The 7,785-nt window shown below is 71.1% G+C and carries 7 protein-coding genes and 1 pseudogene; 7 read left to right on the top strand and 1 reads right to left on the bottom strand.

The window, feature by feature from the left end; all coding sequences use genetic code 11:
• The 3 genes from AOK24_RS37610 to AOK24_RS37600 all read left to right on the top strand — a co-directional run.
• Window positions 1-853, top strand: an 853-nt coding sequence (locus AOK24_RS37610; protein WP_055724433.1) for a sensor histidine kinase, incomplete at its 5' end; no start/stop codon positions are given.
• The gene (locus AOK24_RS37605) at window positions 838-1,488 is read left to right on the top strand and encodes a LuxR C-terminal-related transcriptional regulator (protein ID WP_055724431.1); all 651 of its coding nucleotides are present in this window, start codon (window positions 838-840) and stop codon (window positions 1,486-1,488) included. The genes AOK24_RS37610 and AOK24_RS37605, both read left to right, overlap by 16 nt.
• Before the next feature lie 136 nt (window positions 1,489-1,624).
• Complete coding sequence (locus AOK24_RS37600; protein WP_055724430.1) at window positions 1,625-3,244, top strand: DUF1996 domain-containing protein; 1,620 nt, start codon at window positions 1,625-1,627, stop codon at window positions 3,242-3,244.
• A gap of 71 nt (window positions 3,245-3,315) precedes the next feature.
• On the opposite strand, the gene AOK24_RS37595 is transcribed toward AOK24_RS37600, so the two are convergent.
• The gene (locus tag AOK24_RS37595; protein WP_055724429.1) at window positions 3,316-3,735 is read right to left on the bottom strand and encodes a hypothetical protein; all 420 of its coding nucleotides are present in this window, start codon (window positions 3,733-3,735) and stop codon (window positions 3,316-3,318) included.
• 116 nt (window positions 3,736-3,851) lie between these two features.
• Here AOK24_RS37595 and AOK24_RS37590 point away from each other — a divergent pair, with 116 nt between their 5' ends.
• The 4 genes and pseudogenes from AOK24_RS37590 to AOK24_RS37575 all read left to right on the top strand — a co-directional run.
• Window positions 3,852-4,352, top strand: a complete 501-nt coding sequence (locus AOK24_RS37590; RefSeq protein WP_055724428.1) for a tetratricopeptide repeat protein — start codon at window positions 3,852-3,854, stop codon at window positions 4,350-4,352.
• A gap of 160 nt (window positions 4,353-4,512) precedes the next feature.
• The gene (locus tag AOK24_RS37585; protein ID WP_055724432.1) at window positions 4,513-6,438 is read left to right on the top strand and encodes a hypothetical protein; all 1,926 of its coding nucleotides are present in this window, start codon (window positions 4,513-4,515) and stop codon (window positions 6,436-6,438) included.
• An 88-nt stretch (window positions 6,439-6,526) separates the two neighbouring features.
• A complete protein-coding gene (locus AOK24_RS37580) occupies window positions 6,527-7,435 on the top strand; it encodes a metal-dependent hydrolase (RefSeq protein ID WP_055724427.1) in 909 nt (302 codons plus the stop codon).
• Window positions 7,435-7,785: pseudogene (locus AOK24_RS37575) on the top strand (PDR/VanB family oxidoreductase); the annotation flags it as partial. The gene AOK24_RS37580 and the pseudogene AOK24_RS37575, both read left to right, overlap by 1 nt.

The following is a 7,785-nucleotide window of genomic DNA, read 5'->3' as shown; positions in this document are numbered from 1 at the left end:
CGAGGGGCTCGCGATGCCGTTCGGGCTGTGGCAGGTGTACGGCGACGACCCGTACTGGTACGCGTTCGTACCGGTGTCGGGCTTCCCGACGGCGCTCGCCGCGGCCGTACTCGGCGTCGGGTTCCTCGCTCTCGCCCTCCGCTACAACCGCACTCTTCTGACCGCTCATTTCCGGCTCACCAGGGCTGTGTTGGGGGCGGACCACGACGAACTCACCGAGCGGGTACGGGTCCTGACCGACACCCGGCGTGACGCGGTCGACACCTCGGCGGCCGAACTCCGCCGTATCGAGCGGGACTTGCACGATGGCGCGCAGGCGCGGATCGTCGCGATGGGCATGGACCTGGGCACGATCGAGGCGCTGATCGAGCGGGACCCGGCGACGGCGAAGCGGTTGCTGGCGCAGGCGCGGCGCAACTCGGCGGAGACGCTGGAGGAGTTGCGGGACCTGGTGCGGGGGATCCACCCGCCGGTGCTGGCGGAGCGCGGACTCGGCGATGCCGTGCGGGCGTTGGCGCTGCGGCTGCCGCTGCCGGTGGAGGTGACCGTCGACCTCGAAGGCCGCGCGGAGGCTCCCGTCGAGTCGGCGGCGTACTTCGCGGTGAGCGAGCTGCTGACGAACGCGGTCAAGCACGCGTCGGCGGACCGCGTCTGGGTCGATGTCCACCACTCCGACGGCCTGTTGAGGATCTCCGTCACCGACAACGGCCGGGGCGGCGCGGCCGTCGGCGCGGGTTCGGGTCTCGCCGGGGTGGAACGGCGGCTGGGTACATTCGACGGCGTCCTGGCCGTCAGCTCCCCCGCCGGCGGCCCCACGATGGCGACGATGGAGATCCCGTGCGTGTTGTCCTAGCCGAGGACCTGTTCCTGTTGAGGGACGGCCTCGTGCGCCTGCTGGAGGCGTTCGGCTTCGAGATCGCGGCGGCGGTGGAGACGGGCCCCGAACTGGAGCAGGCACTGCGGGAGTTGAAGCCGGACGTCGCGGTGGTGGACGTCCGGCTCCCGCCGACGCTGACGGACGAGGGCTTGCAGTGCGCGCTGCGGGCCAGGCGGGAGAGGCCGGGGTTCCCGGTGCTGGTGCTGTCGCAGCACGTGGAGCAGCTCTACGCGCGGGAGTTGCTGGCGGACGGCACGGGCGGAGTGGGCTATCTGCTGAAGGACCGGGTGTTCGACGCGGAGCAGTTCGTGGACGCGGTACGGCGGGTCGCGGCGGGAGGCACGGCGATGGACCCTCAGGTGATCCAGCAACTCCTGGCGCGGCGTGGGGAGGACAGGCTCCCGGCGCGGCTGACGCCGAGGGAGCTTGAGGTGCTGGAGCTGATGGCGCAGGGCCGGTCGAACGCGGCGATCGCGGGGAAGCTCGTGGTGACCGAGCGGGCTGTGGCGAAGCACACAGCGAACATCTTCACAAAGCTCGGTCTGGAGGTCTCGGACGACGACAACCGCAGGGTACTGGCGGTGCTGGCGTTCCTGGACCGAGATCGTTGATCCCACCAACTCGGGTTGTCTCACAGGTTTTTCTGAGACGGCTGAACACCTCTGAGCCGGCGTGCGTAATGAACGACGCCGCTTCACTCCTGTCGGGCGCCTCGATGCTGCCCCGCAAGGAAGTCAGAGGAGTTCCATGGGACGCAACACACGTAAACGCCGTTCGTCGATGGCCAACAAGGCCATAGCCGCGTCGGCGGCCCTAGCGCTCGGTGGGGGCGGGCTGATCTGGGCAAACTTCTACGCTTCGGCGCATGAATCGTCGGGCGGCTCGGGCCAGAACGAGGTCAAGGCCGCCGGCGCCCAGGTCGCGACGATCGCCTGCCCGGACGTCGGCCAGCGGCTGACGAACGTGCCGCAGAACGCGCGCCAGGGCGTCGACAGGGAGTTGGCGCTGCTGGACAAGCAGATCACCGAGGCCTACGCCCGGCTCGCCTCCACCCGGCAGGCGCAGGCGGGTGACCCCGGGTTCGTGCAGAACGCGATCACGGGGCCGCTGAAGGAGAAGCGGGCCGCGACGATCGACCGTATCCGCATCAACATCCAGCGCGTGGGCGGGCAGTTCGACAACTCGCTCAGCCAGCTCGCCGCCTGCACGCCGCAGGTCGCCAACACCAACGCCGGTGGCAACAACGGCGGCAACGGCCAGAACAACGGCGGCAACAACAACGGCGGCCAGAACAACGGCAACAACAACGGCCAGAACGGCAACGGCCAGAATGGTCAGAACGGCCAGAACGGCAACGGCCAGAACAACAACGGCGGCCAGAACAACGGCGGTCAGAACAACGGCGGCCAGCAGGCCGGTGGCGGTCAGGGCGGCAACGGCCCGGTGGCCGCGGACTTCGTGGACATCACGAAGGTCGGCGGCGGCGCCAACTTCGGTGTCGGCAACAACGGCCTCGCCGCGAACGGCGGCGGCGGTTCGCGCGGTTCCTTCACCACCAAGTGCGGCACCAACGGCAACGACAACCACAACACGGACAACGTGATCGTGGCCCCCGGTGTCGCCAACGGCGCCCACCACCTGCACGACTACGTCGGCAACCAGTCGAACGACGCCTTCGCGTCCGACCAGGAGCTGGCGAACGCGCAGACCACCTGCCAGAACCAGGGCGACAAGTCCTCGTACTTCTGGCCGGTCCTCCGCGTCCAGGACGGTACGCAGGACTTCGACCAGAACAACGACGGCGGCGGCAAGGAAGGCAACGTCGGCAAGATCCTCCAGCCGGCCCAGGCCCAGCTGAAGTTCGTCGGCAACAAGCGCGGCAACGTCGTCGCGATGCCGACCGCCCTGCGCATCATCACCGGTGACGCGAAGGCGTTCGTCAACGGCAACGCCAACGCCAACACGAACTGGAGCTGCACCGGCTTCGAGAACAAGGTGCAGCTGAAGGACAAGTACCCGATCTGCCCGCAGGGCAGCCAGGTGGTCCGTACGTCCTTCTTCCAGAGCTGCTGGGACGGCCAGAACATCGACTCGGCCAACCACCGCACGCACGTGTCGTTCGTCCAGGGCAACGGCCAGTGCGCCAACGGCTTCAAGGCGATCCCCCAGCTCCAGGTCCGGCTGGTCTACAACGTCCCGCGTCCGCAGATCCAGAACGGCCAGGTGAAGAACGCCTACGCGGTGGACACCTTCCCGGAGCAGCTGCACAAGCCGATCACCGACCACAACGACTTCATCAACTTCTTCTCGCAGAACACGATGAACCAGATGGTCAACTGCATCAACACCGGGCGCAAGTGCCAGTAGTCGCCTGAGCTCAGGTACATGAGAGAGCCGGCGGTGGGATTCCCACCGCCGGCTCTCTCGTACGTTCCGCGTCAGTGACTGGTGTGTCCGGCCGAGTGGTCGATGCCCTCCTCGATGTCCCCGCCGAGCGTCTCGCGCAGGGTGTTCACCGTCTTCGTCTCCTCGCCGACGGCGATCCACTTGCGGCCGACGAGGTAGTGACCGCCGTAGTCCTTCGCCCCGTTGATCCACTCGCGCTGCCCGCGGTCGGTCGCGAAGGTGAGGAGGATGAACTTGCCGTCGCCGGTCTTGCAGATGGCCTGGCGCAGTTCGTCCGCGTCGGTCTGCATGTTCGGCTTGCAGTCCACCTTCGCCGCGAGCTGCTCCAGGCTGCCGGTCGCCGCGACGGGTACGGCGTCGGCGGCCTTGCCGTCCCCGCCGGATCCGCAGCCCGCCAGCGTCAGCGCCGCCACGGCGGCGAGCGCCGCGAGCGTCGGTCGGGTCAGCTTCATCTGTCCAGTTCCTCCCTGAGAGACCTCCCCCTGGATACGGACACCGGTACGCGTTCCACTCAACCGGTCACTTATATCGGTACGGCTCGTAACCCCCGCGTGCCATCGTGATCTCCATGAACCAGGACTGGGAAGACCGCGTCGCCGCCGCGTGGGCGAGTTTCGACGAGTACCCGGAGGACCAGGGCGCCGACTTCCGGGCCGTGATCACCTCCCTCACCGCCGAGTTGCCGCCGGGCGACCCCGTCGCCCCCTTCGAGCAGGCCTGCGCCTGGGACTCGACGGGCCGCTCCGACAAGGCCGTTCCGCTGTACGAGGAGGCCCTCGCCCTCGGTCTCGACGGCTACCGGAAACGGCGTACGAAGATCCAGCTCGCGAGTTCGCTGCGCAACGTCGGCCGGGCCGAGCAGGGCGTGAAGCTCCTGACGCCCGAACTGGACGCGCCCTCCGACGAGTTGGACGACGCGGTACGGGCGTGCCTCGCGCTGTGCCTGTCGAGCCTGGGCCGGGACCGGGAGGGGCTGTCACTGGTGCTGGGGGCGCTGGCGGGTCATCTCCCGCGCTATCAGCGGTCGATGGCGAACTATGCGCGGGCGCTGGTGGAGCCGGAGGGCTGAGGCAGGACCGGGGGCGTGCGGCGTGAACCGGCGCGCCGGGCAGGCCGGTTCGGTCGGTCTCGGCCCCGTTGCGCTGAAACGTTCCTCGAACGCCCGGCCCCGTAGGGGGGATTCACCCGGGCGGCGGTGACCTCCTGTCGTGCCGCTCGTTCTCCCGGACGTGCAGTCACAGGATGTCGCCCAGCGCCCAGCGTCCCGCTCGCCCCACTCCGGCCCCGCCCTCGACGTCGAGCAGGCCGAGGCCGCGCTCGTCGAGCACTATCCGCGCCTCGTCCGGCTCGCGTACCTCGTGCTGCCGCCGACGCTCGCGCGGGGCCGGCGCGTCCTGACCGCGCACGCCCTCGTCCAGCGCGCCCTGCCCCGCCGCAGGGCCTCGGCCCCGGTGATCCCGGCCCAGTCGACGGGCCGGGACGGCGACCCGGGGTATGCGTACGTCCGGCTCCAGGTGGTCCGTACGGCGCTCCAGGCCGGGTTGCCGCTGAGGCGCCGCGCGTGGCCGAAGCGGGCCCAACTGCCGCCGCTGCTGCCCCAGGTGTGGGGGCTGCGGCTGTTCCCGCGCTCGGGCGGTGCCGACGAACTCGCCCTGGAGCAGCGGCTGTCGGCGCTGGACGGCCCGGCGCGCGCGGCGTACGCGCTGTCGGGTCTTGAGCAGCTTCCGGAGGCCGACGTCCGGAAGGTCCTGGGGGCGTGCGGGGTCACCGCGATCGACGCGGCGCTGCGTGAATCGGGCGCGGTGGAAGGGGAGTTCACGCTCCTCGACTCCCCCGGCTTCGACCCGTGCTCGCTCCAGGCGCGGCCGACGGACCTGATGCGCCGCCGCCAGCACGGCCGGGCGGCGCTCGCGGCGGGGGCCGCGCTGGTGGTGTGCGGGGTGCTGGTCGTGCTGCCCGGGGGCGGCTGGGGCCCGGACGGCGCGGCGGCGCCCGCGTACGCCAAGAACCCTGCGGCGGAGGCCGCGTTGGACCCGGGGCGCCTCCTGAAGGTCTCCCCCGTCGCGTGGCGGACGTCGGCGCGCACGGACTTCTCGGCGTGGCCCGCGCGCGGTGAACTCACCGGCGACGAGGCCCTGTTGCGCCGCGCGCTGGCGGTCTGGGCGCGCCCCGGCGAGCAGGTCCACGTCTCCGCGACCCCGGACACCCCGACCGGCGGCCCCTCGGGCCCGCCCCAGCTCCTGTACGCGGGCGCGATCGACAACGTACGGGTGGTGATCCTGTACGACGGTCTGCGCATCGCCCGTTACGCCGAACCGAAGGACGGCACGGCGGGCGCCGCCCTGGACTTCGCGCGGGTGGACGGCGCGTCCGGCGCGGAGGCGGGTGCGGTGGTGCTGAGCCGCGCCGACGGCAACGTCCGCTATCTGACCGCCCCTTGGGTGACCGAGGCGGGTGAGCGGGATCTGTCGAAGCCCGGCGCCGGGGTGATGGACCTGACGCTGGCGCAGGGTGTGACGTCCCCGATGGTCAGCCCGGCGACGCGGACGGGGAGCTGCACGGGCTGGAACGTCCTGGAGCTGACCGGCGGGCAGGGCCGCCAACTCGTCAGCGACCTGGGTGAGTTGGTTCCGGCGCGGCTCACCTCGGGGCGGCCCGGCAAGGAGAAGGACGCGACCGGCGCGGAGGCGCTCAAGACGTGGGCGCCGTACGCGTGTTCGCTCGGGGACGTGCGGGCGCTGGGGGTACGGGCCGTGAACGCCTGGGAGTTCGCGCGGCAGGGGCTGCCGGACGGGAGCGGGGCGGCGGAGTGGGTGTGCACGCGCGCGGAGACCTGGCGGGGTGACGGGACGCGGGCGCTGGCCCAGTTCCACACGCCGGGCGGGCTGTTCGGGGCGGTCGTCGCGAAGGCGGCGGACGTACCGGCGTGCGGTCCGCGCGATCCGCATGTGCTGGCGGGGGCGCTGTGGAAGTCGAAGGCCGGGAACTGGTTCCTGCTGGCCGCCGGGGACAAGGACACGGCGTCGCTGCGGACGACCGGCGGGGTCGAGGCGCGGGCGGACGGCAACCTGCTCGCCGTACGGACCGGGCAAGGGGTGCAGGCGGGGCTCGAGGGGACGCTGAAGGGCGGGAAAGCGGTCAAGGTGCTGCGGTAGGGCGGGCGGAAAGCGGCAGAAATCGGTTGCTGAAATTCGGTCGCGCACAGGGGTTCACCCCCGCTCTACCCATCAGTACATTGACAGTATGTCTAACAAGCAGGCCGCACGGGCACCCCGGCCGGTCGAGGGCGAGCGGGTCGACCTCAAGGCGCGGAAGGTGTCGTTCTCCTGGGAGGGGACCCCGCTGCACTGGGTGCCGGGGGACCCCTTCACCACGCACACCATCAACGTGCTGCACCTCCTGCTGCCGGCGGGCGAGCGGTGGTTCGTGCACGTGTACCGGCAGGTGCTGCCGTACATCCGGGACGAGCGGCTGCGCGCGGACGTCGTCGGGTTCATCGGGCAGGAGGCGATGCACTCGCAGGCCCACGACGAGGTCCTCCCCCACCTGCGGGAGCAGGGGCTCGACCCGACGCCGTACACCGCGCAGGTGGACTGGATGTTCGAGAAGCTCCTCGGCGACCGGACCCTGCCGCCGGGGCGGGCGCGGCACTGGTGGCTGCTGGAGCGGGTCGCGCTGATCGCCGCGATCGAGCACTACACGGCGTTCCTCGGGGACTGGGTGCTCAACGCGCAGGAGTTGGACCGGCGGGGCGCCGACCCGACGATGCTGGACCTGCTGCGGTGGCACGGCGCGGAGGAGGTCGAGCACCGGTCGGTCGCCTTCGACCTGTTCGTGCACGTCGACGGCAACTACCGGCGGCGGGTGCGGACTTGGGGGACGGCGTTCGGGATGCTGGTGTTCCTGTGGCAGCGCGGTATCCGGTTCTTCATGGCCAACGACCCGACCCTGCTGGACGGGAAGGCGTCGGTGAAGGCGTTCTACCTGAGCGGCGAGCAGGGCACGCTGCCGGCGACCGGGGACATCCTGAAGTCGATCCCGAGCTACCTCAGCCGGACGTACCACCCCTCGCAGGAGGGGTCGACCGAGCAGGCCGTCGCGTATCTCGCGACCTCTCCGGCCGCGCTCGCCGCCGAGAAGAGGGCGTCCTGATGGCGCCCCGGCCGCTCGCGGTCGTCGCGGTCGCGGGGGTCGCCCTGCTGGTGAAGCGGTCGATGCGGCGGCGGATCCAGGCGTCGCCGCTGTGGCCGATGCCGGCGCTGGAGGAGCCGGTGTCGGGGCGGCCCCGGACGCGCGGGATGCGGCTGCGGGTCGCGGCGCGCGAGGCGGTTGCCGAGGGGGTGGTGCAACTCAGGCTGGAGGGCGAGGAGTTGCCGCGCTGGGAGCCCGGCGCGCATCTCGACCTCGTGCTGCCCTCGGGGCTCGTGCGGCAGTACTCGCTGTGCGGGGACCCCGGGGACACCTCGTCGTACACCGTCGCCGTGCGGCTCGCCGAGGGCGGG

Source organism: Streptomyces niveiscabiei (assembly GCF_001419795.1).
Classification (GTDB): domain Bacteria; phylum Actinomycetota; class Actinomycetes; order Streptomycetales; family Streptomycetaceae; genus Streptomyces; species Streptomyces niveiscabiei.
The sequence above is the reverse complement of the archived record's forward strand: the minus strand, read 5'-3'. Positions and strand labels throughout refer to the sequence as shown.